Source organism: Pseudomonas sp. GNP014, assembly GCF_054344005.1.
Window position 1 is genome coordinate 1,813,856 of sequence record NZ_JBTGUS010000001.1, and the last position, 22,815, is coordinate 1,836,670.

The 22,815-nt window shown below is 61.1% G+C and carries 17 protein-coding genes, 2 tRNA genes and 1 pseudogene; 16 read left to right on the top strand and 4 right to left on the bottom strand.

Annotated elements, in window-relative coordinates:
• Positions 1–23 precede the first annotated feature (23 nt).
• The 12 genes and pseudogenes from ACXX9E_RS08195 to ACXX9E_RS08250 all read left to right on the top strand — a co-directional run bounded on the left by ACXX9E_RS08195 (position 24) and on the right by ACXX9E_RS08250 (position 15,021).
• Entirely contained in the window at positions 24–1,523 is a 1,500-nt protein-coding gene (locus ACXX9E_RS08195) for an NAD(P)H-hydrate dehydratase (protein WP_457236770.1), read from the top strand.
• A complete protein-coding gene (gene tsaE / locus ACXX9E_RS08200) occupies positions 1,511–1,981 on the top strand; it encodes a tRNA (adenosine(37)-N6)-threonylcarbamoyltransferase complex ATPase subunit type 1 TsaE (protein WP_007967425.1) in 471 nt (156 codons plus the stop codon). Before ACXX9E_RS08195 ends, tsaE begins: the two co-directional genes overlap by 13 nt.
• A complete protein-coding gene (locus tag ACXX9E_RS08205; protein WP_123470904.1) occupies positions 1,982–3,412 on the top strand; it encodes an N-acetylmuramoyl-L-alanine amidase in 1,431 nt (476 codons plus the stop codon).
• Positions 3,409–5,320, top strand: a pseudogene (mutL, locus tag ACXX9E_RS08210) (DNA mismatch repair endonuclease MutL). Before ACXX9E_RS08205 ends, mutL begins: the two are co-directional and overlap by 4 nt.
• Entirely contained in the window at positions 5,320–6,291 is a 972-nt protein-coding gene (gene miaA, locus ACXX9E_RS08215; RefSeq protein WP_186748569.1) for a tRNA (adenosine(37)-N6)-dimethylallyltransferase MiaA, read from the top strand. The pseudogene mutL and the gene miaA overlap by 1 nt, the downstream one beginning before the upstream one ends.
• A 94-nt stretch (positions 6,292–6,385) precedes the next feature.
• Positions 6,386–6,646, top strand: coding sequence for an RNA chaperone Hfq (gene hfq, locus ACXX9E_RS08220; protein WP_007902656.1), 261 nt, complete (start codon positions 6,386–6,388; stop codon positions 6,644–6,646).
• A gap of 12 nt (positions 6,647–6,658) precedes the next feature.
• Entirely contained in the window at positions 6,659–7,960 is a 1,302-nt protein-coding gene (gene hflX, locus ACXX9E_RS08225) for a ribosome rescue GTPase HflX (RefSeq protein ID WP_123470910.1), read from the top strand.
• A gap of 96 nt (positions 7,961–8,056) precedes the next feature.
• Entirely contained in the window at positions 8,057–9,232 is a 1,176-nt protein-coding gene (gene hflK / locus ACXX9E_RS08230) for an FtsH protease activity modulator HflK (RefSeq protein ID WP_123470912.1), read from the top strand.
• Complete coding sequence (gene hflC, locus ACXX9E_RS08235) at positions 9,232–10,101, top strand: protease modulator HflC (RefSeq protein ID WP_123470914.1); 870 nt, start codon at positions 9,232–9,234, stop codon at positions 10,099–10,101. Before hflK ends, hflC begins: the two co-directional genes overlap by 1 nt.
• 313 nt (positions 10,102–10,414) lie before the next feature.
• A complete protein-coding gene (locus ACXX9E_RS08240; protein ID WP_123470915.1) occupies positions 10,415–11,602 on the top strand; it encodes an ATP phosphoribosyltransferase regulatory subunit in 1,188 nt (395 codons plus the stop codon).
• A gap of 54 nt (positions 11,603–11,656) precedes the next feature.
• Positions 11,657–12,946, top strand: a complete 1,290-nt coding sequence (locus ACXX9E_RS08245; RefSeq protein ID WP_123470917.1) for an adenylosuccinate synthase — start codon at positions 11,657–11,659, stop codon at positions 12,944–12,946.
• Between the two features lie 140 nt (positions 12,947–13,086).
• Positions 13,087–15,021, top strand: coding sequence for a methyl-accepting chemotaxis protein (locus ACXX9E_RS08250; RefSeq protein ID WP_123471170.1), 1,935 nt, complete (start codon positions 13,087–13,089; stop codon positions 15,019–15,021).
• A 91-nt stretch (positions 15,022–15,112) separates the two neighbouring features.
• Here ACXX9E_RS08250 and ACXX9E_RS08255 read toward each other — a convergent pair whose 3' ends face one another.
• From ACXX9E_RS08255 to ACXX9E_RS08270, 4 genes are all read right to left on the bottom strand, one after another.
• Positions 15,113–16,678 (bottom strand): ABC transporter permease, encoded by a 1,566-nt coding sequence (locus tag ACXX9E_RS08255; RefSeq protein WP_458555270.1) that lies wholly within the window; start codon positions 16,676–16,678, stop codon positions 15,113–15,115.
• The gene (locus ACXX9E_RS08260; protein WP_458555271.1) at positions 16,678–17,688 is read right to left on the bottom strand and encodes an extracellular solute-binding protein; all 1,011 of its coding nucleotides are present in this window, start codon (positions 17,686–17,688) and stop codon (positions 16,678–16,680) included. The genes ACXX9E_RS08255 and ACXX9E_RS08260 overlap by 1 nt, the downstream gene beginning before the upstream one ends.
• Positions 17,689–17,880: 192 nt before the next feature.
• Positions 17,881–17,967: transfer RNA gene (locus tag ACXX9E_RS08265), tRNA-Leu, on the bottom strand.
• A 180-nt stretch (positions 17,968–18,147) separates the two neighbouring features.
• Positions 18,148–18,234: transfer RNA gene (locus ACXX9E_RS08270), tRNA-Leu, on the bottom strand.
• A gap of 226 nt (positions 18,235–18,460) precedes the next feature.
• Between ACXX9E_RS08270 and rnr the strand changes: the two genes are divergently transcribed.
• The 4 genes from rnr to rpsR all read left to right on the top strand — a co-directional run bounded on the left by rnr (position 18,461) and on the right by rpsR (position 22,779).
• On the top strand, positions 18,461–21,091 hold the full coding sequence (gene rnr, locus ACXX9E_RS08275; protein ID WP_458555272.1) for a ribonuclease R: 2,631 nt from the start codon (positions 18,461–18,463) through the stop codon (positions 21,089–21,091).
• Positions 21,088–21,858 (top strand): 23S rRNA (guanosine(2251)-2'-O)-methyltransferase RlmB, encoded by a 771-nt coding sequence (gene rlmB / locus ACXX9E_RS08280; protein ID WP_128614582.1) that lies wholly within the window; start codon positions 21,088–21,090, stop codon positions 21,856–21,858. Before rnr ends, rlmB begins: the two co-directional genes overlap by 4 nt.
• 239 nt (positions 21,859–22,097) lie before the next feature.
• Positions 22,098–22,520, top strand: a complete 423-nt coding sequence (gene rpsF, locus ACXX9E_RS08285; protein ID WP_123470926.1) for a 30S ribosomal protein S6 — start codon at positions 22,098–22,100, stop codon at positions 22,518–22,520.
• 28 nt (positions 22,521–22,548) lie between these two features.
• The gene (gene rpsR, locus ACXX9E_RS08290; RefSeq protein ID WP_002551829.1) at positions 22,549–22,779 is read left to right on the top strand and encodes a 30S ribosomal protein S18; all 231 of its coding nucleotides are present in this window, start codon (positions 22,549–22,551) and stop codon (positions 22,777–22,779) included.
• Positions 22,780–22,815: the final 36 nt, after the last annotated feature.

Genomic DNA, 22,815 nt, shown 5'->3' on the forward strand with positions numbered 1-22,815 from the left:
CAGACATCGGAGCCCGAAGACGCATGCCGCACACGAAAGATGAATTACCCGACGCGCTGTACGCCGCCGCCCAGGTGCGCGAGCTCGACGCGCGGCTGATCGCTGCCGGCACGCCGGGCTTCGAATTGATGCAGCGCGCCGCGTATGCGTGCTGGCGTGCACTGGTGCGGCGCTGGCCCTCAGCCACAGAACTGACCGTGCTGGCCGGGCGTGGCAACAATGCTGGCGACGGCTATTTACTGGCCGTGCTGGCGCAGCGTGCCGGTTGGGCGGTACGGGTGCTGGCGGTCGGTGAGCCGCAGCGGTTGCAAGGCGACGCAGCGCTGGCCCATGCCGAGGCACTGGCCGAAGGTGTTGCGGTGCAGGGCTGGAGTGCCCCGGCCGAGTTGCGCGGCGTGGTCCTCGATGCGCTGCTCGGTACCGGTTTGAGTGGCGAGGTGCGTGAGCCCTATGCCGCCGCGATTGCCGCGATCAACGCCTGCGGCCTGCCAGTGGTGGCGGTCGATATTCCTTCCGGGTTGTGTGCCGATAACGGGCGAGAGCTAGGTCTTGCTGTGCGTGCTGACCTTACAGTGACGTTCATTGGTCTGAAGCCGGGATTGTTCACCGGTGACGCGGCAGATTGTGTCGGCGAGTTGGTGTTCAGCGGTCTGCAGGCTACACCTGAGACCTACCGTGACATTCCGGTCGCGGCTTGCCGGCTCAACGCGGCTAATCTGCCGCGGTTGCCGGCACGCGCTCCAACCTCCCACAAGGGTCGCTTCGGTCATGTGTTGCTGATCGGTGGCGATCATGGCTTTGGCGGGGCGATCCTGCTCAGTACCGAAACCGCCTTGCGCAGTGGCGCAGGCATGGTCTCGCTGGCGACGCGCCCGGAGCATGTCCCGGCGGCGCTGACCCGTGTGCCGGAGGCCATGGCTTTGGGCGCGTCATCGGCCAATCAGTTGATGGGTTTGCTCGAGAAAGTTTCGGTGCTGGTGGTCGGGCCGGGGCTGGGGCAGGCGAGTTGGGGGCGGGCGTTGTTGTCGGCCGCAGCGAATGCGCCGTTGCCGCAAGTATGGGACGCCGATGCATTGAATCTGCTCGCCGGCGGATTTGTCCGTCTGCCCAAGGATTGCGTGATCACCCCGCATCCGGGTGAGGCCGCGCGTTTGTTGGGGATCAGTACCGCCGATGTGCAGGCCGATCGTCTGGCGGCGGCACGGACGCTGAGCAAGAAATACTCAGCCGTCGTCGTCCTCAAAGGCGCCGGCAGTTTGATCGCCCATCCCGACGGGCGTCTGGCGCTGTGTCATCAGGGCCATCCGGCCATGGCCAGCGCCGGCCTCGGCGATGTGCTCGCGGGGTTGACCGGTGCGCTGCTGGCGCAAGGCATGGACGGCTTCGATGCGGCGTGCCTGGCCGTCTGGCTGCACGCCAATGCCGGCATGCAGCAAGGAAAATTGGGCCGTGGGCTGGCGGCCAGTGATTTGATTCCAGCCATTCGTCAGTTGTTGGAGGAGCATGCACCGTGTCTGAAGTAACCCTGTACCTGGCCGATGAACAGGCCATGAGCGACTTTGGCGCACGGATCGCCCGCGTGACCCAGGGCCACGGCCTGATTTTTCTCGAAGGCAATCTGGGCATGGGCAAAACCACCCTGTCGCGGGGCATCATTCGTGGCCTGGGGCATGTCGGGGCGGTGAAAAGTCCGACCTTTACCCTGGTCGAACCCTACGAGATCGGCGACGTCCGTGCCTTCCACTTCGACCTGTATCGCCTGGTCGATCCGGAGGAGCTGGAGTTTCTCGGCATCCGCGACTATTTCGAAGACGATGCGCTGTGCCTGATCGAGTGGCCCGATAAAGGTGCAGGCTTTTTGCCAAAGCCTGACCTGACCATTACCATTAGCCCGCAAGACAGCGGGCGTTCGCTGAAAATTTTATCCCAAGGCTCGCGTGGCGAGGCCTGGTGTGCCGCTTTGGCATTGGAATCCAATTAAATGATGGGGTTAGGTATGCGCTTTCGCGCGTTGGTGGCTGCCGCTGGACTGATGTTGATGGCAGTAACCGTCAACGCTGTGGCCGAGACAAAGGTCAACAGCGTGCGCCTGTGGCGGGCGCCGGACAACACGCGGCTGGTCTTCGACCTCAGCGGCCCGGTGCAGCACAGCGTCTTTACCCTGACCGCACCGGACCGGCTGGTGATCGACATCAATGGCGCCACCCTCGGCGCGCCGTTGAAAGTCTCCACTGCGAACACACCGATCACTGCGATGCGCTCGGCCCAGCGCACGCCGACCGACCTGCGGGTGGTCATCGACCTGAAAAAAGCCGTCACCCCGAAAAGCTTCTCGCTGGCGCCGAACGCGCAATACGGCAACCGTCTGGTGGTCGACCTGTTCGACAACCCGGCCGATGCCGCTCCGCCGCCTGCGCCAGCGCCGCAAGTGGCGACGGTGCCTGCGGTGCCGGTCACGCCTGCGGAACCCGCCATCAAGTTACCGCCAGCGCCGGCCGGCAAGCGCGACATCATCGTGGTGATCGACGCCGGCCACGGCGGCGAAGACCCGGGCGCGTCCGGCTCGCGCGGCCAGCGTGAGAAAGACGTGGTGCTGCAGATCGCTCGCGAACTGCAACGTCAGGTCAACGGCATGAAAGGCTTCCGCGCCGAATTGACCCGTACTGGCGACTACTTCATCCCGCTGCGTGGCCGTACTGAAATCGCCCGCAAGAAGGGTGCTGACCTGTTCGTCTCGATCCACGCTGACGCCGCGCCGTCGGCGGCCGCCTTCGGTGCGTCGGTGTTTGCCTTGTCCGATCGCGGTGCCACGTCGGAGACCGCCCGCTGGCTGGCCGACAGCGAAAACCGTTCCGACCTGATCGGCGGCGCCGGCAACGTCAGCCTTGACGACAAGGACCGCATGCTCGCCGGTGTGCTGCTCGACCTGTCGATGACCGCGTCGCTGACTTCCAGTCTCAACGTCGGTCAGAAAGTCCTGACCAACATCGGCCGGGTGACGCCGCTGCACAAGCAGCGTGTGGAACAGGCCGGGTTCATGGTGCTGAAGTCGCCGGACATCCCGTCGATCCTGGTCGAAACCGGCTTCATCTCCAACGCCAACGAAGCGAACAAACTCTCGGCATCGAGCCACCAGCAGGCGCTGGCCCGTTCGATCAGCAGCGGTGTACGCCAGTTCTTCCAGCAAAACCCGCCACCGGGCACTTACATTGCCTGGCTGCGTGACTCCGGCAAGATCGCCCAAGGTCCGCGCGATCACCGCGTGAGTCCGGGCGAGACGCTGGCGATGATTGCGGTGCGTTACCAGGTGTCGCCCGCGACCCTGCGCAGCGCCAACAACCTCAGCAGCGATGAGCTGAAAGTCGGTCAGCACCTGACCATTCCTGGCACCGAACTGGCGTCCAAAGAATGAGCCAGGTGCTGAACACTGCCCGCATCGAACTGCTCAGCCCACGGCTGGCGAACCAGATCGCCGCCGGTGAGGTGGTCGAGCGCCCGGCCTCGGTGATCAAGGAACTGCTGGAAAACAGCCTCGATTCCGGTGCCAAACGCATCGACGTCGACGTCGAGCAGGGTGGCGTCAAGCTGCTGCGGGTGCGCGACGACGGCAGCGGCATTTCTGCCGATGACCTGCCGCTGGCGCTGGCCCGTCACGCCACCAGTAAGATCCGCAACCTCGAAGACCTCGAGCAGGTGATGAGCCTGGGGTTCCGCGGTGAAGCACTGGCGTCGATCAGCTCTGTGGCGCGCCTGACCCTGACCTCGCGCACCCGCGATGCCGACCAGGCGTGGCAGGTCGAGACCGAGGGTCGCGACATGGCGCCTCGTGTTCAGCCCGCGGCACATCCGGTCGGTACGTCGGTGGAGGTGCGCGATCTGTTCTTCAACACCCCGGCGCGGCGCAAATTCCTCAAGACCGAAAAAACCGAATTCGATCACCTGCAAGAAGTGATCAAGCGTCTGGCGCTGGCGCGTTTCGACGTGGCCTTCCACCTGCGCCACAACGGCAAGACCATCCTCAGTCTGCACGAGGCTCACGATGATGCGGCCCGCGCCCGGCGTGTGGCGGCGATCTGCGGTTCGGGCTTCCTTGAGCAGGCCTTGCCGATCGAAATTGAACGCAATGGCCTGCACTTGTGGGGCTGGGTCGGTTTGCCGACGTTCAACCGCAGCCAGGCGGATTTGCAGTATTTCTTTGTGAATGGCCGCGCGGTACGCGACAAGCTGGTGGCCCACGCGGTGCGCCAGGCCTATCGCGACGTGCTGTTCAACGGCCGGCATCCGACCTTCGCGCTGTTTTTCGAGGTCGATCCGGCCGCGGTCGACGTCAACGTCCACCCGACCAAGCACGAAGTGCGCTTCCGTGACGGGCGCATGGTGCATGACTTCCTTTACGGCACGCTGCACCGCGCACTGGGCGATGTGCGCCCCGAGGATCAGTTGGCCGGTTCCGTGACGACCGCTGTCGTGCGGCCAACCGGTATCGAGGCTGGCGAGTTCGGTCCGCAGGGTGAAATGCGTCTGGCGGCCAATGCGCTGCTCGAGCAGCCACAGGCGCAACCGGCGTTCAATACCTCGTCTGGCGCCAGTGCTGGCGGCGCTTATCAGTATCAGTACACGCCGCGGCCGCAATCGGCGGTGCCGCCAGCCGCCGAGGCTCAAGCCGCGTACCGTGAGTTTTTCGCGCCGCTGCCCGAGGCCAATGCCAACGCGCTGCCGGCCGGTCAGGAGGACATTCCGCCACTGGGTTACGCGCTGGCGCAGCTCAAAGGCATCTACATCCTGTCCGAGAACGCCCAGGGTCTGGTGCTGGTGGACATGCATGCCGCCCACGAGCGGATCATGTACGAACGCCTGAAAATTGCCATGGCCAGCGAAGGTTCTCAGCGGCCAGCCGTTGCTGGTGCCGGAATCGCTGGCGGTGAGTCAGCGTGAGGCCGATTGCGCTGAAGAGCACGCCGCGTGGTTCCAGCGCCTCGGTTTCGAGCTACAGCGTCTTGGCCCGGAAACATTGGCCATCCGCCAGATCCCCGCGTTGCTCAAACAGGCTGAAGCCAATCGCCTGGTCGGCGACGTGCTGTCGGATTTGATGGAGTACGGCACCAGCGACCGGATTCAGGCGCACCTCAACGAACTGCTCGGCACCATGGCCTGCCACGGCGCGATCCGCGCCAACCGGCGTCTGGCCCTGCCGGAAATGAACGGCCTGCTGCGCGACATGGAAAACACCGAGCGTAGCGGTCAATGCAACCATGGCCGACCGACCTGGACCCAACTGGGCCTGGACGATCTGGACAAACTGTTCCTGCGCGGTCGTTGATGAGCCAGCTCCCTCCAGCAATTTTCCTGATGGGCCCGACCGCTGCGGGCAAGACCGACCTGGCCATCGAACTGACCAAGGTGCTGCCGTGCGAGCTGATCAGTGTCGATTCGGCGCTGGTCTATCGTGGCATGGACATCGGCACCGCCAAGCCGTCGAAAGAGCTGCTGGCCGAATTTCCCCATCGCTTGATCGACATTCTCGATCCGAGTGAAGCCTATTCCGCTGCCGATTTTCGTCGCGATGCCCTGCAAGCCATGGCCGAGATCACCGCACGGGGGAAAATTCCGCTGCTGGTGGGCGGCACGATGCTCTATTACAAGGCTTTGGTCGAAGGTCTGGCGGACATGCCGGCGGCCGATCCCGGGGTTCGTGCGCAGATCGAGGAAGAGGCTGCACGCCTTGGCTGGCAGGCCCTGCACGATCAGTTGGCGGTCATCGACCCGGTCTCGGCAGCGCGGATTCATCCGAACGATCCGCAGCGCTTGAGTCGGGCACTGGAAGTTTATCGGGTCAGCGGTCAGAGCATGACTGCTCTGCGTCAGCAACAATCTGCGCAAAGTACTGAAGCCGCCGCTTCGGGACTGCAACAATTGCCCTATACTGTCGCGAACTTGGCGATTGCTCCGGCAAACCGTCAGGTATTGCACGAGCGCATTAAACAAAGATTCACAAATATGTTGGAACAGGGATTCATCGACGAGGTCGTAGCCCTGCGTAAAAGAAGTGACCTGCATTCAGGGTTGCCGTCTATACGTGCAGTAGGTTACCGCCAAGTCTGGGATTACCTGGATGGCAAGCTGACGTTGGCCGAAATGCAGGAGCGCGGCATCATCGCCACGCGCCAATTGGCCAAACGCCAGTTCACCTGGCTGCGCAGCTGGGAAGATTTACACTGGCTGGACAGTCTTGATTGCGACAATCTGCCACGCGCCTTGAAATACCTCGGGACCATCTCCATATTGAGCTGAGTCCTTGCAATTGCCGTCTATCCTTGGGGGTGTGGCGGCCAAAGCCATCTGAATTACCTATTTTTATTATTGAATCCTTAAAGGAGTGCGGCACATGTCAAAAGGGCATTCGCTACAAGACCCTTACTTGAATACTTTACGTAAAGAGAAAGTTGGGGTTTCCATCTACCTGGTCAACGGTATCAAGCTGCAAGGCACGATCGAGTCGTTCGACCAGTTCGTGATCCTGCTGAAAAACACCGTGAGCCAGATGGTTTACAAACACGCTATCTCGACAGTAGTGCCGGTTCGTCCAATTCGTCTGCCTAGCGCAACCGAATCCGAAGCAGGTGACGCTGAGCCAGGTAACGCCTGATAGGAGTCTCCTTTGTTCTTTGAGCGCCACGGTGGTGGTGAGCGAGTCATTCTCGTTCACTTGGATGGACAGGACCCTGAGGCGCGCGAAGATCCGCAGGAGTTTCAGGAACTGGCTAATTCGGCGGGCGCCGAGACCGTTGCGTTTTTTAACGTACCGCGTCATCGGCCAACCGCCAAATACCTGATTGGCAGTGGCAAGGTCGAGGAGTTGCGAGACCTGGTCCATGCCGAGAAGGCCGATCTGGTGATTTTCAATCACATCCTCACGCCCAGTCAGGAACGTAACCTCGAACGTGTTTTCGAGTGTCGCGTGATTGACCGTACCGGTCTGATTCTCGATATTTTCGCCCAGCGCGCCCGGACCCATGAAGGCAAGCTCCAGGTCGAACTGGCCCAGCTTGACCACATGAGCACCCGACTGGTTCGTGGCTGGACTCACCTTGAGCGTCAGGGTGGCGGTATCGGCATGCGCGGCCCGGGTGAAACCCAGCTGGAAACCGACCGTCGTCTGCTGCGGGTGCGCCTGCGCCAGATCAAGGGCCGTCTGGAGAAAGTCCGCAGCCAGCGTGAGCAATCGCGACGCGGCCGGTCCCGTGCGGATATTCCCACTGTGTCCCTGGTGGGCTACACCAACGCCGGCAAGTCCACGCTGTTCAATAACGTGACCAAGTCCGAGGTGTACGCGGCTGACCAGTTGTTCGCCACGCTGGACCCGACCTTGCGCCGTCTGGAACTGGACGACCTTGGGCCGATCGTTCTGGCCGACACCGTAGGTTTCATTCGTCACTTGCCGCACAAGCTGGTCGAGGCATTTCGGTCTACGCTCGAAGAGTCGAGCAACTCCGACCTGCTGTTGCACGTGATTGATGCCGCCGAACCGGATCGCATGTTGCAGATCGAGCAGGTGATGGTGGTGCTGGGCGAGATTGGGGCCCAGGACTTGCCGATCCTCGAGGTATACAACAAACTCGATTTGCTTGAAGGCGTTGAGCCACAAATCCAGCGCGATGCCGATGGCAAGCCGCAACGGGTCTGGCTGTCGGCGCGTGATGGCACGGGTCTGGAGCTGCTCGAGCAAGCCATCGCCGAGTTGCTGGGCAGTGATTTGTTCGTGGGCACCTTGCGTTTGCCGCAACGATTCGCTCGACTGCGTGCGCAGTTTTTCGAGATCGGTGCGGTGCAGAAAGAAGAACACGACGAAGAAGGCATCAGTTTGCTGGCCGTTCGTTTGCCCCGGGTCGAGCTGAATCGACTGGTAAGCCGCGAAGGATTGCAGCCGATGGAATTCATCGAGCAACACACTTTGCAATAAAAGCCTGACAAAGCGGTTGTGCCGCAACGGCAGGCATTCTGTAGCATTGGTTGGCGCGCCGTGGGTGCGTCTTTGCTTTATCAGATGGAGAGCGCTATGGCTTGGAATGAGCCGGGTGGCAACTCGAATAATCAGGATCCTTGGGGTGGCAAGCGCCGCAATAACGGCGACCGCAAGGGGCCACCGGATCTCGACGAGGCCTTCCGAAAGCTGCAGGAAAGCCTGAACGGGTTGTTCGGTGGTGGTAAGAAACGCGGTGGTGATGACGGCGGTGGTTCGGGCAGGAGCGGTGGCGGCTTCGGCGGTCTGCTCGGCATCGGCCTCGTGGTGCTGGCGGCTGTCTGGCTGTACAGCGCGGTCTATGTGGTGGACGAGCAGGAGCAAGCCGTGGTGCTGCGCTTCGGCAAGTACTACGAGACCGTCGGCCCGGGCCTGAACATTTACTTCCCGCCGATCGACAAGAAGTACATGGAAAACGTCACGCGTGAGCGTGCGTACACCAAGCAGGGCCAGATGCTGACCGAAGACGAGAACATCGTCGAAGTGCCGCTGACCGTGCAGTACAAGATCAGCAACCTGCAGGATTTCGTGCTGAACGTCGATCAGCCGGAAATCAGCCTGCAGCATGCGACCGACAGTGCCCTGCGCCACGTGGTGGGTTCCACCGCCATGGACCAGGTGCTGACCGAAGGTCGTGAATTGATGGCCAGCGAAATCAAGGAGCGTCTGCAACGCTTCCTCGATACCTATCGCACCGGTATCACCGTTACTCAGGTCAACGTACAGAGCGCAGCGGCACCGCGTGAAGTGCAGGAAGCCTTCGACGACGTGATCCGTGCCCGTGAAGACGAGCAGCGTTCGCGTAACCAGGCTGAAACCTATGCCAACGGCGTGGTGCCGGAAGCCCGTGGTCAGGCCCAGCGTATCATCGAGAATGCCAACGGTTACCGCGACGAAACGGTCTCGCGCGCCAAGGGTGAGGCTGATCGCTTCACCAAACTGGTCGCCGAGTATCGCAAGGCCCCTGAAGTCACCCGTGAGCGTCTGTATCTGGACACCATGCAGGAAGTCTTCAGCAACACCAGCAAGGTACTCGTGACCGGCAACAAGAACGGCCAGAGCAACCTGCTTTACCTGCCGTTGGACAAAATGATTCAGAACAGTTCGGGCAGCAATGCACCGGTCACCGGTTCGGCCGCCGCCAGCAGCAACACGGACGTCACGCCGCATGTCACTGACCTGCCGCAGTCGCGCACAAGGGAGACCCGCTGATGAGCAATAAATCGCTGATCGCCCTTATTGTTGGCGTCGTTGTAGTCCTGGTGGGCTGGAATTGCTTCTACATCGTCGCTCAGACCGAGCGTGCGGTGCTGCTGCAGTTCGGCCGTGTGGTTCAGGCTGATGTTCAGCCGGGCCTGCATGTGAAAGTGCCTTACGTTAACCAGGTGCGTAAATTCGACGCACGCCTGATGACGCTGGATGCACCGACGCAGCGCTTCCTGACCCTGGAAAAGAAAGCCGTGATGGTCGATGCCTATGCCAAGTGGCGCGTGAAAGATGCCGAGCGCTTCTACACCGCGACTTCCGGTCTGAAGCAGATCGCCGACGAGCGTCTGTCCCGTCGTCTGGAATCCGGTCTGCGTGACCAGTTCGGTAAGCGCACCCTGCACGAAGTGGTGTCGGGTGAGCGTGATGCGCTGATGGCTGACATCACTGCGTCGCTGAACAGGATGGCGGAAAAGGAGCTGGGGATCGAAGTTGTCGATGTCCGGGTCAAGGCCATCGACCTGCCGAAAGAAGTGAACCGCAGTGTGTTCGAGCGTATGAGCACCGAGCGTGAGCGTGAAGCTCGCGAGCACCGCGCCAAGGGTAACGAGCTGGCCGAAGGCATCCGTGCCGACGCCGATCGTCAACGCCGCGTGCTGCTGGCGGAAGCCTATCGTGAATCCGAAGAGATTCGCGGTGACGGCGATGCCCAGGCCGCTGCGATCTACTCCAAGGCCTACGGTCAGGATCAGGAATTCTATGGTTTCTACCGTAGCCTGCGCGCCTACCGTGAAAGCTTCGCGAACAAGTCCGACGTACTGGTCCTCGACCCAAGCAGCGACTTTTTCCGTTACCTGGAAAAGGCCAAGCCTTGATACGACGTTGACCTGAATCACTCCGCCCGGCGGCTAAAACCTCGGGCGGGGTGATCCTTTGGGAAAACGTGTGTATGATGCGGCAGCCGGGAAATTCCCGGCTTTTTTGCGTCTGCACGTTTGATTGCTGTTTTTTGTTGCAGGTGCCGGGTTGAATGGCCCGAGCGTTTTTCGAGGAAAGTGATGGGCGAAGCCGGTAACAGGCCTTTCGCCGCGTCGTTCATGCGCGTGCGTTTTCAACGCGCCGGTCATTTTCTGCTTCACTCAAGGCTCGCCCTCGGGCTGGCCGCCCGGATCAAAGGGGAATGGCGTAATGGCAACGGTAGACCGCTGGCTGCTGCCAGATGGCATCGAAGAAGTACTGCCACCGGAAGCGGCGCGCATTGAAGTCGCGCGTCGTCAGGTGTTGGATCTGTTCCAGAGCTGGGGTTACGAGTTTGTCGTGACTCCCCATATCGAGTACCTGGAATCCCTGCTGACCGGCGCGGGCCAGGACCTGGATCTGCGTACCTTCAAGGTCATCGACCCGCAATCGGGCCGGCAGATGGGGTTCCGTGCCGACATCACGCCGCAAGTGGCGCGCATTGATGCGCACACCCTGCGGCGCGAAGGCCCGAGCCGCCTGTGCTACGCCGGCAGCGTACTGCATGCCCAGCCGCGTGCACTGTCGTCCTCGCGCAGCCCGATCCAGCTGGGCGCCGAGTTGTACGGCGATGCCAGCCCGAGCAGTGACGTTGAAGTGATCAGCCTGATGCTGGCCATGCTGCAACTGGCCGATGTGCCGGATGTGCACATGGACCTCGGTCATGTCGGCATCTACCGTGGTCTGGCGCGCGCTGCCGGTCTGTCCGGTGAAGTCGAGCAGCAGTTGTTCGATGCGCTGCAACGCAAGGCCATCGACGAGGTCATTACCTTGACCGAAGGCTTGCCGGCCGACCTGTCCGGCATGCTGCGCGCTCTGGTCGATCTGTGTGGCGGTCGTGAAGTGCTCAGCGCTGCCCGCGAGCGTCTGGCCAATGCGCCGGCGCCGGTGCTGGCCGCACTGGAAGATTTGCTGGCGATCGCCGAGCGTCTGTCGGCGCGTTTCCCGCAGCTGCCGCTGTATTTCGACCTGGGCGAGCTGCGCGGCTACCACTACCACACGGGTGTGGTGTTCGCGGTGTTCGTGCCGGGCGTTGGCCAGTCCATCGCTCAGGGCGGTCGTTACGACGACATTGGCGCCGACTTCGGTCGTGCCCGCCCGGCAACCGGCTTCTCTACCGATTTGAAAACCCTGGTGACCCTGGGGCGTGCTGAGATCGAGCTACCGTCTGGCGGTATCTGGATGCCTGACAGTACGGATGCGGCACTCTGGCAGCAGGTTTGCCAGTTGCGCAGTGAGGGTCAGCGTGTCGTTCAGGCCTTGCCTGGACAACCTTTGGCCGCCGCCCGTGATGCGGACTGCGACCGGCAATTGATTCAGCAGAACGGGCTTTGGCAAGTATCGCCACTGGCTTCTTGAGTTTTCCTGCCGGCCAACGCCGGCACCAAGTTTGCGCGAATGAGGACAAGTGTTATGGGTAAGAATGTCGTAGTCCTGGGCACCCAATGGGGTGATGAGGGCAAAGGCAAGATCGTTGATCTGCTGACCGAACATGCTGCCGCCGTAGTGCGCTACCAAGGTGGCCACAACGCTGGCCACACCCTGGTGATCGACGGCGAAAAAACCGTCTTGCACCTGATCCCGTCGGGCGTGCTGCGCGAAGGCGTGCAGTGCCTGATCGGCAACGGCGTGGTGGTTGCGCCTGACGCTCTGCTGCGAGAAATCACCAAGCTGGAAGAGAAAGGCGTACCGGTGCGCGAGCGCCTGCGTATCAGCCCGTCCTGCCCGCTGATCCTGTCCTTCCACGTAGCGCTGGACCAGGCTCGTGAAAAGGCCCGTGGCGAGCTGAAGATCGGTACCACCGGTCGCGGCATCGGCCCGGCATACGAAGACAAGGTTGCACGTCGTGGCCTGCGCGTTGGCGACCTGCTGAACATGCCGCGCTTCGAAGACAAACTGCGTGAGCTGGTGGATTACCACAACTTCATGCTGGTCGGTTACTACAAAGAGCCGGCCATTGAGTTTGAAAAGACGCTGGCCGAGTGCAAGGAATACGCTGAACTGCTCAAGCCGCTGATGCTGGACGTCACGGCCGAGCTGCACGACCTGCGTCGCGCCGGCAAAGACATCATGTTCGAAGGCGCCCAGGGTTCGTTGCTCGACATCGACCACGGTACCTATCCGTACGTGACCAGTTCCAACACCACCGCCGGTGGCGTGGCGACCGGTTCGGGCGTTGGCCCGATGTTCCTCGATTACATCCTGGGCATCACCAAGGCTTACACCACTCGCGTAGGTTCGGGCCCGTTCCCGACTGAGCTGTTTGACGAAGTGGGTGCACACCTGGCCAAACAAGGTCACGAGTTCGGCGCTACCACCGGCCGTGCCCGTCGTTGCGGCTGGTTCGACGCCGTTATCCTGCGTCGCGCTATTGATGTGAACAGCATCTCGGGCATCTGCCTGACCAAGCTGGACGTACTCGATGGTCTGGAAACCATCAACATCTGCACCGGCTACAAAGATGCACAGGGCAACGCCGTTGCACCGACCGACGCTGACAGCTACGTGGGCCTGCAGCCTGTGTACGAAGAAGTGCCGGGCTGGACCGAGTCGACCGTGGGTGCCAAGACCCTGGAAGAGCTGCCGGCTAACGCTCGTGCCTACATCAAACGCGTTGAACAGTTGATCGGCGCGCCGATCGACATTATTTCGACGGGCCCGGACCGCAACGAAACCATCGTTCTGCGTCATCCGTTTGCTTGATAAGTCGTTGATGTAAAACCACAAAGGCCCCTTCATCGGGGCCTTTGTCGTTTATGCCTGTTGGACGGCATGACCTTTGCTGTGAATCTGTCTACAAGAGTGCCATCAAATTAATGGCGTCAGAAGTAGAGGTATTCACAGTGTCGGCCGTTCTCTCACTGTTACAAAGCCGTTTGTTGCGCCCCGTGTTCGTTACCCTTGGTATCGCTCTTTTGGTGCAGGTGTTGGTGGCCGTTGCCCTGACGCGGAGCACCGTCACGGCGCTGGAAGCCGATCTGGGTGTGCGCCTGGGGACTGACAGCCAGAAACTCTCCGGTGAGCTGGAGCAGGCCGGGCGTGAAGTCACGTCGAGCCTCGATGCCTTGTCCGCCAGTACCCGTCAGCGTCTGACTGCCGGCCTGTCTTCGCGCCTGAAAGAAGAGCAGGCGCAACTGCGTGCGACGCTGGAAAAGGATCTGAAAGATTCGGCCAATGACATGGCGCAATTGCTCGCCTCGGTCGCACCCCGCGCCATGTGGGACAGCGACGTGCCGACCCTGTCCGAGTTCGCCCGCCGCGCCCAGCGCAATCCCAATGTGTTGTTTGTGGTCTACGACGACGCCACCGGCCAGCACCTGACCCGTTATCTCAATCGCGAAAACCCGATCAACAAGGCCCTGCTGGAAAAGGGTCAGGGCGAGCGTGCGCTGGATAAAGTGCTGGATGCGGCGAAAAACGATCCGTCGGTCTACTACCTCGAAGCCTCGATCAACCCCAACGGCGTGGAAATCGGCAAGGTGCTGATGGGCGTCTCGACCGCGTCGGTGGAAACCGATCTGGCGGCGCTCGATAAACGTTTCTCGGCGTTGATCGCCAGCAGTGATCAACTGGTCGGCGACAGCCTCAAGGGGGCCGCTGCCGATAGCGCCAGCGCGATGCGCGGGCGCCTGCAATCGGCGCAGTCCACCGCCGCCGAGATGAAAGCCAATACCACCAGTACCGTGCAGGACGCTGCGGCGACTCTGCGCTGGCGGATCGGCCTGGGCCTGGCGCTGGTCGGTTGCGCAGTGTTGCTGCTGTTGGCCGTGGTGTTGGGGCATCGGGTGGTCAATCGCCTGAAGATGCTCAACGCAGCGATGGACGATCTGGCGGCGGGCGAGGGCGACCTGACCAAGCGCGTGCAGATCAACAGCAAGGACGAAATCGGCGACATGGCGTCGGCGGTCAATCGCTTTGTGGATAAGTTGCAACCGATCGTGCGTGAGGCGGGCGACGTGGCCCAGCGTACCGGTGTCGAGATCGGTGCCATGACCCTGCGCAATGCCGGTGCCGATGCGGCGGCCGGGATGCAGCGTGACGAAGTGGCCGAGAGCTTGCGCGCGCTGTCGCAAATGGCCGATGAGGCGCAATCGGAAAGTCAGGCGATGCAAGCGGCGTTGAAGCAGGTGGTGGATATTCGTCAGGCCACCGATGAAAACACTCGCACCTCGGCCAAGGTCGGCAGTTTGATCGAAGCGCTGGCCGGGCAGGTCGACACCGGGGCGAAAGTCATCGAGCGCCTGGCGCAACAAAGTGAACAGATTGAAGTGGTGCTGACGGTGATTCACGGCATCGCCGAGCAGACCAACCTGTTGGCGCTCAACGCGGCCATTGAGGCGGCGCGGGCCGGTGAAACCGGTCGTGGTTTTGCCGTGGTGGCGGACGAAGTGCGTGCCTTGGCGAGCAAGACGCAAAGCTCTACCGGCGACATTCAGGCGCACATCGTCGCCTTGCAGCAGGGCGCACGTGAGGCGGTAGAGGCTATCGGTCAGGCCGGGCGTCAGGCCAGCGAAGGTTTGCTGGTGTTGCGCGACAGTGCGCGGCTGCAACAGTCGGTGCAGGCCTCGGTCGAGCAGGTGCATGCGGCGATTGGCCTCGCGACACAAGCAGCCGCGCATCAGGCGCAGGGTGCTCAGGCTGTACGTGGGCGAGTCGAGACGATTCATGCGCAGGCCGAGAAGGCGGCGCAAGCGGTAGTGGAGACCACGGCCAGTGGCAAGGTGCTGGATGGGTTGGCAGCGCAGTTGAAGGCGAGTCTGGGGCAGTTCAGGGCTTGATGCTGTCTGGTTTGGTCTCATCGCGAGCAGGCTCGCTCCTACAGCGGAAACGCATTCCGATGTAGGAGTGAGCCTGCTCGCGATAGCTATTTCAGCGGCTCAGATACATCCGGGTCGTAAGTAAATAAACCGGCAGCCCCGACACCAAAATCAACAGCGCCGCATAAGGCGCCGCCGCCGCAAACTCGACATTCGCGGTATGCGCCCAGACTTCCGTCGCCAGTGTGTTGAGCCCGGTCGGGCTCAGCAACAGCGTCGCGGTCAGTTCCTTCATCGCATCGAGAAACACCAGCGCAAACGCCGCGCCCAATGCCGGGAAAATGATCGGCAATGTCACCCGGCAAAACGCTGTGAACGACGACGCCCCCAAGGTACGCGCGGCCTCTTCCAGCTGCGGTGCAGCCTTATTCAGTGCCGTACGAATCGGCGCCTGCGCCAGCGGCAAAAACAGCAATGCATAGGCAATCAGCAACAGCGCCGACGTCTGATACAGCACCGGCACGTAATGCAGGGCGAAATACACCAGCGTCAGCGCGATCACCAGGCCCGGCAAGGCGTGGAGCAGATACGGCAGGCGCTCGGCCCAGATCGCCAGTCGGCCCTTGTAACGCACCACCAGCAACCCGACCGGCACCGCCAGCAGCAGGCACAGCGCGGCGCCACCGAGCGACAAGGCCAGCGAAGACAGCAGGGCCTCGGTGATCGCCCCGACCGGGAAGGCTGCCGATGAGCCAACCGCCAGCCAGTACGCGAGCATGCCCAGCGGAATCCCGCTGCCGACAATCGCCAGCAACAGGCAATACAACTGACCGGCAACCGCCCACGGCCCCAACCGCACTTGCTCGGCCTGACGCGCGGCACCCTGGCCGGTGCGCACATGCCGACCCTTGCCGCGCACGCGCAGTTCCAGCCACAACAGCACCAGGCACAGCGCCAGCAACACCGCCGACAGCATCGCGGCATTGGCGTTGCTGAACTCCAGCTCGAACTGCTGATAGATCGCCGTGGTGAATGTTTGCAGGCCGATGATCGACAGCGCGCCGAATTCAACCAGCATGTGCAGGGCAATCAGCAGCGAGCCCGCCAGCAACGACGGCCACAGCAGCGGCAGGGTGACGCGGAAAAACACACCCCAGCGGTTCTGTCCCAGGGTGCGGGCGGATTCCTCAAGGGAGGGATCGAGATTGCGCAAGGTCGCCGCGACCGGCAGAAAGATCAGCGGGTATTTCGACAGGCTCATCACCAGAATTGCACCGCCGAGGCCTTCGAACTGCGCGCTCAGCGACACCCAGGTGAAGCTGCTGACAAACGCCGGCACCGCGAACGGCAGGCACAGGATCACGCCCCACAGGCGCCGCCCCGGCAAATTGCTGCGCTCCAGCAGCCAGGCCAGCGACAGGCCGATCACGGCGCAGGTGATGGTCACACCGACCATCAGCGCCAGGGTATTGCGCAGCAGGCCGAACACGTAAGGGCGCCACAACAGGTGCAGCGCCTCGGCCCAGCCCGCTTGCCAGGCCTTGAGTCCGACGTAGGCCAATGGCAATACGCTCATCACCACCAGCAGCAATACCGGCAGCACCAGCCAGATCGACGGTCGCTTGCGCCGGGGTACGTAACCCCCGCGCGCGGCGGGGGCGGATAACGATGCGGCCATCAGTTCAAGCCAACTTCACGTTCCAGTTCCAGCGCTTCTTCGGCATTGCCCAGATCGGCCGGGGTCACGTTCGGCGCTTCCAGCTCGCTGAACGGCTTAAGCCCGCGATCCGATTCCATGCCCTTGTGCAGCGGGTATTCGGCGGTGGTCTGGGTGATCACGCGCTGACCTTCTTCACTGGCCATGTAGGCAAGAAATTGTTGAGCTTCTTTTGGATGTTTGCTGGATTTCAGCACGGCAGCGCTGGACACGGTGATCAAGCCGCCGACGTCGCCGCCGGTGAAGTAATGCAGTTTCGAGTCCAGCTTGCCTTTTTCCCGTTGCAGGGCGAACCAGTAGTAGTTGTTCACCAGCACGGTGGCGACTTCGCCGTTTTCCACGGCTTTGAGCGCGACCATGTTGTTGCTGTAGGTCTTGCCGAAAGCGCGCAGGCCGGTCAGCCATTCTTCGGCGGCGTCACGACCATGCATCTTGATGATGGCCACGGCTTGTTCCTGAAACGCGCCGCTGGTTGGCACGAAGCCGACTTTGCCTTGCCACTGTGGATTGGCGAAATCCAGGACTGATTTTGGCAGGTCTTTTTCGTCGACCAGTTTCGGGTTGTAAGCGACCACGCGAACGCGTGCCGTCACGCCAATCCAGGTGCCGTTAGCCGCGACGTATTTTTCCGGCAGTACGGCCAGGGTCGCGTCATCGGCCTTGGCCAGCAGACCCTGTTCGCCAAGGTTGTTCAGCGGTGGGGATTCTTCGGTGTAAATGACGTCGGCGGGGGAGCGGTCGCCTTCCTCGATGATCTGGCTGGCGAGCTGGTTGCTGCTGCCTTTGCGCACGTTGACGTGAATGCCGGTCTTGGCTTCGAAGGCCTTGGCGATCGCGTCGCCGACTTCCTTGTGCTGGCCGTTGTAGAGAGTCAGGGAAACCGCATCGGCAGCCTGGGTGAGGGGAGAGGCGAGTGCCAGGCCGAGCAGGGTGAAGGTCAAGCCTCGGCGCAGGGTATTTCGAAACGTCATTCGCAGGGTTCCTCACTGTCGCATTGCAAAAACTTGCAACAATGATAAACGATATTATTTCTCAAGTGCGCCTTGCGGTGGGGCTGGCGTTTTGATAGGTGCGATGGTGATGGGGTTTCGGGAAGCCAGAAACGCAAAAACCCGCTTTCGCGGGTTTTTGGGAAACTCAAGGCCGTAACCTTGAATTTGAATTGGTGCCCAGAAGAAGACTCGAACTTCCACGACCGTAAGGTCACCAGCACCTGAAGCTGGCGTGTCTACCAATTTCACCATCTGGGCAATCATCGCTAGCGTTGCCGCTGTTGATGTGGCGCACTATACGGAGCGCGTTTTGATCTGTAAACCCCTGATTTAATTTTAATAAATCAGTTTTAAGAAAACCCGGGCTTAGAATGCAAAAAACCCGCTTTCGCGGGTTTTGTGTGAGCTTTGAAACTGATCTAGTCTCAAACTCGAAATTGGTGCCCAGAAGAAGACTCGAACTTCCACGACCGTAAGGTCACCAGCACCTGAAGCTGGCGTGTCTACCAATTTCACCATCTGGGCAGTATCGTTAACGCTTGTGCGTCGTCGATGGCGCGCACTATACGGAGCGTCTTTTTAACTGTAAACCCCTGTCAGCAAAAAATATGATTTTTTTTACCGGCGGTGTTCAAAACGGCTTTCAAGCGACGATACAGACCCTCATAAGGGCCTTATATAGTCGGAAATTTCCCGTTTCATGGCGCCTATGCCAAACTAACCCGCATATAGACAAGGTGAAAACTCTCTAATGGCCGATTGGCAGTCCCTCGATCCCGAGGCCGCTCGTGAAGCGGAAAAATATGAAAACCCTATTCCTAGCCGCGAACTGATCCTGGCGCATCTCGCCGATCGGGGTTCGCCTGCTGCCCGTGAGCAACTGGTCGAAGAGTTTGGTCTGACCACAGAAGACCAGATCGAAGCCCTGCGCCGCCGTCTGCGCGCCATGGAGCGCGATGCTCAACTGATCTACACCCGCCGTGGCACTTACGCGCCGGTCGACAAGCTCGACCTGATCCTCGGCCGCATCAGCGGTCACCGTGACGGTTTCGGCTTCCTGGTGCCGGACGACGGCAGCGACGACCTGTTCATGAGCCCGGCGCAAATGCGTCTGGTGTTCGATGGCGACCGTGCGCTGGCACGTGTTTCCGGTCTCGACCGTCGTGGTCGCCGCGAAGGCGTGATCGTCGAAGTGGTGTCCCGTGCGCACGAAACCATCGTCGGTCGCTACTTTGAAGAAGGCGGTATCGGCTTCGTCGTCGCGGACAACCCGAAGATCCAGCAGGAAGTGCTGGTCACTCCGGGGCGCAACGCCAACGCGCAGATCGGTCAGTTCGTCGAGGTGAAAATCACCCACTGGCCGACGCCGCGCTTCCAGCCGCAAGGCGACGTGGTTGAAGTGGTTGGCAACTACATGGCGCCGGGCATGGAAATCGATGTCGCTCTGCGCACTTACGACATCCCGCACGTCTGGCCTGAAGCCGTTCTCAAAGAAGCGGCCAAGCTCAAGCCGGAAGTCGAAGAAAAAGACAAAGAGAAGCGCGTCGACCTGCGCCATCTGCCGTTCGTCACCATTGACGGCGAAGACGCCCGCGACTTCGACGATGCTGTTTATTGCGAAGCCAAACCGGGCAAGCTGCGCCTGTTCTCCGGTGGCTGGAAGTTGTACGTGGCGATTGCCGACGTTTCCAGCTACGTGAAGATCGGTTCGGCGCTGGACAACGAAGCCCAGGTGCGCGGCAACTCGGTGTACTTCCCTGAACGTGTGGTGCCGATGCTCCCTGAGCAGCTGTCCAACGGCCTGTGCTCGCTTAACCCGCACGTCGATCGTCTGGCCATGGTTTGCGAGATGACCATCTCCAAGTCCGGCGAAATGACCGACTACTGCTTCTATGAAGCGGTGATTCACTCCCACGCGCGTCTGACCTACAACAAGGTCAGCGCGATGCTGGAAACCCCGAAAGCCACCGAAGCCCGCAAGCTTCGTGGCGAATACACCGACGTCGTGCCGCACCTCAAGCAGCTTTACGCGCTGTACAAAGTGCTGCTGGCGGCTCGTCACGTGCGTGGCGCGATCGATTTCGAAACCCAGGAAACCCGGATCATCTTCGGTTCCGAGCGCAAGATTGCCGAAATCCGTCCGACCACCCGCAACGACGCACACAAGCTGATCGAAGAATGCATGCTGGCGGCCAACGTGGCCACCGCCGAATTCCTCAAGAAGCACGAAATTCCTGCGCTGTATCGCGTCCACGACGGCCCGCCACCGGAGCGTCTGGAAAAACTGCGCGCCTTCCTCGGCGAACTCGGTCTGTCCCTGCACAAAGGCAAGGATGGCCCGTCGCCGAAGGATTATCAGGCCCTGTTGGCGAGCATCAAGGACCGTCCGGACTTCCATCTGATCCAGACTGTGATGTTGCGCTCCCTGAGCCAGGCGGTGTACAGCGCCCAGAACGAAGGTCACTTCGGCCTGAACTACGAAGCCTATACCCACTTCACCTCGCCGATTCGTCGTTACCCGGACTTGCTCACGCACCGCGCCATCCGCAGCGTGATCCATTCCAAGCAGGACACCCCGCACGTTCGTCGTGCCGGCGCGATGACCATCCCGAAAGCGCGGATCTATCCTTACGACGAGGCGGCGCTGGAGCAACTCGGCGAGCAGTGCTCGATGAGCGAGCGCCGTGCCGACGAAGCGACCCGCGACGTAGTGAACTGGCTCAAGTGCGAGTTCATGAAGGATCGCGTGGGCGAATCGTTCCCGGGCGTGATCACCGCCGTGACCGGTTTTGGCCTGTTCGTCGAGCTGACCGATATTTACGTCGAAGGCCTGGTGCACGTCACCGCGCTGCCGGGTGACTACTACCATTTCGATCCTGTGCATCACCGCCTGGCGGGCGAGCGCACCGGTCGTAGCTTCCGTCTCGGCGATACCGTTGAAGTGCGTGTCATGCGCGTCGACCTCGACGAGCGCAAGATCGACTTCGAGATGGCCGAAAAAACCATCAGCGCGCCGATCGGTCGCAAAAAACGTGGTGCTGAAACTGCAGCTCCAGCGGCCAAGGCTTCGGAAGAAAAGGCCCCGGCTAAAACTGCCAGCCGTCGTCCTGCCAAGGAAAAAGCCGTAGAAGCCTATCGCCCGAGCGACGCCGTGGCGAAAAACGCCGAGTTGCGCAAAAGCCGTGAAATGAAGAAAGCGCTGCTTTCCGATGCCAAAAACGGTGGTAAAGCGGCGTCCGGGGGAAAGACCGGACGGTCGGCGCCTGACAAGGCGACCGGCGGCAAGCCAGCCAAACCGAGCAAACACCGTAAAGGCCCGCCGAAAGCGGGTTCTGCTCCAGCCAAAAGTGGCGGGGCACGTAAACCGAAGGCGAAGTCATGAGTCAGTTGGAAAAAATCTACGGCGTTCACGCGGTAGAAGCGTTGCTGCGTCACCATCCGAAACGCGTCAAGCAGATCTGGCTGGCCGAAAGCCGCAACGATCCGCGGGTGCAGACCCTGATCGAGCTGGCCAATGAAAACCGCGTTCAGGTCGGTCAGGCCGAGCGTCGCGAAATGGATGCCTGGGTTGAGGGCGTGCACCAGGGCGTGGTGGCGGACGTCAGTCCGAGCCAGGTCTGGGGCGAGGCGATGCTCGATGAGCTGCTTGATCGCACCGAAGGCGCGCCACTGTTGCTGGTGCTCGACGGCGTGACCGATCCGCACAACCTCGGCGCCTGCCTGCGTTCGGCGGATGCCGCCGGTGCGCTGGCGGTGATCGTGCCGAAAGACAAGTCGGCGACCCTGACGCCCGTGGTGCGCAAAGTCGCCTGCGGCGCGGCGGAAGTGATTCCGCTGGTGGCAGTGACCAACCTCGCCCGCACCCTGGAAAAGCTTCAGCAGCGCGGTCTGTGGGTGGTTGGCACGGCAGGTGAGGCCGAGGTCAGCATTTATGACCAGGACCTGACCGGCCCGACCATTCTGATCATGGGCGCCGAAGGCAAAGGCATGCGCCGCCTGACGCGCGAGCACTGCGACTATCTGGTGAACCTGCCGATGGCTGGCAGCGTCAGCAGCCTCAATGTGTCCGTGGCGACCGGTGTGTGCCTGTTCGAAGCGCAGCGTCAACGCGGCGCCAAGGCCAAGGCTGCCGCTTCGCGCAAGCCTTAAGCATTTAGCTGCAAGCCTCAAGCTAAAAGCGGACCCGCTTGCAGCTTGAGGCTCGATGCTTACAGCTGCTGTTCAAATATTCACCAATTGCCTTGCACCTCTGCAGTCCCTTCTCTACAATTGCGCCCCTTGCTGTGACGGCAGGCACCGATGTGCCCCGCGCCAGCAAGTCCATAAGTGTCATTCACTCCTTGTCTGACCGTTTTTGAGCGGCAGGCTACAACCCGTAAGGAGCATTCATGCGTCATTACGAAATCATCTTTCTGGTCCACCCTGACCAGAGCGAGCAAGTCGGCGGCATGGTTGAGCGTTACACCAAGCTGATCGAAGAAGACGGCGGCAAAATCCACCGTCTGGAAGACTGGGGCCGTCGTCAACTGGCCTACGCAATCAACAATGTTCACAAGGCTCACTACGTGATGCTGAACGTTGAGTGCACTGGCAAGGCTCTGGCCGAGCTGGAAGACAACTTCCGCTACAACGATGCAGTGATCCGTAACCTGGTCATCCGTCGCGACGAAGCCGTTACTGGCCAGTCCGAGATGCTCAAGGCTGAAGAAAACCGCAGTGAGCGCCGTGAGCGTCGCGACCGTCCTGAGCACGAAGGCGTTGATAGCGCTGATAGTGATGACAGCGACAACAGCGATAACGCTGACGAGTAATCCACGGACCTTTTAAGGAGCCTATCAAATGGCACGTTTCTTCCGTCGTCGTAAATTCTGCCGCTTCACCGCTGAAGACGTGAAAGAGATCGATTACAAAGATCTCAACACTCTGAAAGCCTACGTATCCGAGACCGGCAAAATCGTTCCAAGCCGCATCACCGGTACCAAAGCTCGTTATCAGCGTCAGCTGGCCACCGCTATCAAGCGCGCCCGCTTCCTGGCCCTGCTGGCCTACACCGACAGCCACGGCCGCTGAGACCGGGCAGTCGACAAGTAGCAAAGGATTGAATGC

Excerpts from the sequence above, each read along its gene's own strand:
- ACXX9E_RS08205 (WP_123470904.1), top strand. The coding sequence starts at position 1,982 with ATGATGGGGTTAGGTATGCGCTTTCGCGCGTTGGTGGCTGCCGCTGGA.
- hflK (WP_123470912.1), top strand. The coding sequence starts at position 8,057 with ATGGCTTGGAATGAGCCGGGTGGCAACTCGAATAATCAGGATCCTTGG.
- rpsR (WP_002551829.1), top strand. The coding sequence starts at position 22,549 with ATGGCACGTTTCTTCCGTCGTCGTAAATTCTGCCGCTTCACCGCTGAA.
- ACXX9E_RS08255 (WP_458555270.1), bottom strand. The coding sequence starts at position 16,678 with ATGGCCGCATCGTTATCCGCCCCCGCCGCGCGCGGGGGTTACGTACCC.
- ACXX9E_RS08240 (WP_123470915.1), top strand. The coding sequence starts at position 10,415 with ATGGCAACGGTAGACCGCTGGCTGCTGCCAGATGGCATCGAAGAAGTA.
- ACXX9E_RS08245 (WP_123470917.1), top strand. The coding sequence starts at position 11,657 with ATGGGTAAGAATGTCGTAGTCCTGGGCACCCAATGGGGTGATGAGGGC.
- rlmB (WP_128614582.1), top strand. The coding sequence starts at position 21,088 with ATGAGTCAGTTGGAAAAAATCTACGGCGTTCACGCGGTAGAAGCGTTG.
- ACXX9E_RS08195 (WP_457236770.1), top strand. The coding sequence starts at position 24 with ATGCCGCACACGAAAGATGAATTACCCGACGCGCTGTACGCCGCCGCC.
- hfq (WP_007902656.1), top strand. The coding sequence starts at position 6,386 with ATGTCAAAAGGGCATTCGCTACAAGACCCTTACTTGAATACTTTACGT.
- miaA (WP_186748569.1), top strand. The coding sequence starts at position 5,320 with ATGAGCCAGCTCCCTCCAGCAATTTTCCTGATGGGCCCGACCGCTGCG.
- ACXX9E_RS08260 (WP_458555271.1), bottom strand. The coding sequence starts at position 17,688 with ATGACGTTTCGAAATACCCTGCGCCGAGGCTTGACCTTCACCCTGCTC.
- rnr (WP_458555272.1), top strand. The coding sequence starts at position 18,461 with ATGGCCGATTGGCAGTCCCTCGATCCCGAGGCCGCTCGTGAAGCGGAA.
- rpsF (WP_123470926.1), top strand. The coding sequence starts at position 22,098 with ATGCGTCATTACGAAATCATCTTTCTGGTCCACCCTGACCAGAGCGAG.
- hflC (WP_123470914.1), top strand. The coding sequence starts at position 9,232 with ATGAGCAATAAATCGCTGATCGCCCTTATTGTTGGCGTCGTTGTAGTC.